We start from the raw sequence: 348 nt of genomic DNA, 5'->3' as shown, positions 1-348 counted from the left end.
ACCATGACCAATGCCGATAACGACGGCAGCGGCACGGTGTCGGTGGGCGACGTGCTGACCTACACGGTGACGGTGACCAATACCAGTACGACCACGAATCTCAATAACGTGGTGGTGAGCGACAGCAAGATCACGCCGACGGGCGGCACGACGCCGTGTGCCAGCGTTGCCCCGGGCGGCACCTGCACCTTGACCGGTACCTACACGGTGACTGCGGCCGACGTGACCGCCGGCAACGTGGTGAACACCGCGACTTCGACCAGCGCGATCTGCCCGGTGGGCAGCACCGATCCGGCCTGCACGACGACGGTGACCACGCCGGTGACGGCGCTGAGCCAGACGATCGCC

The 348-nt window shown here is 66.4% G+C and carries 1 protein-coding gene; it reads left to right on the top strand.

All coding sequences use genetic code 11. The features are described 5' to 3' along the window. Positions 1-348 (top strand): DUF7507 domain-containing protein (locus ACTJJK_RS23210; RefSeq protein WP_440731374.1); only part of this gene is annotated, 348 nt, incomplete at both ends.

It is taken from the genome of Lysobacter sp. 22409 (genome assembly GCF_052045105.1).
In the GTDB taxonomy this organism is placed as follows: Bacteria; Pseudomonadota; Gammaproteobacteria; order Xanthomonadales; family Xanthomonadaceae; genus Lysobacter; species Lysobacter antibioticus_B.
Note: the sequence above shows the minus strand (reverse complement) of the source record. Positions and strands in the feature narration are given on the sequence as shown.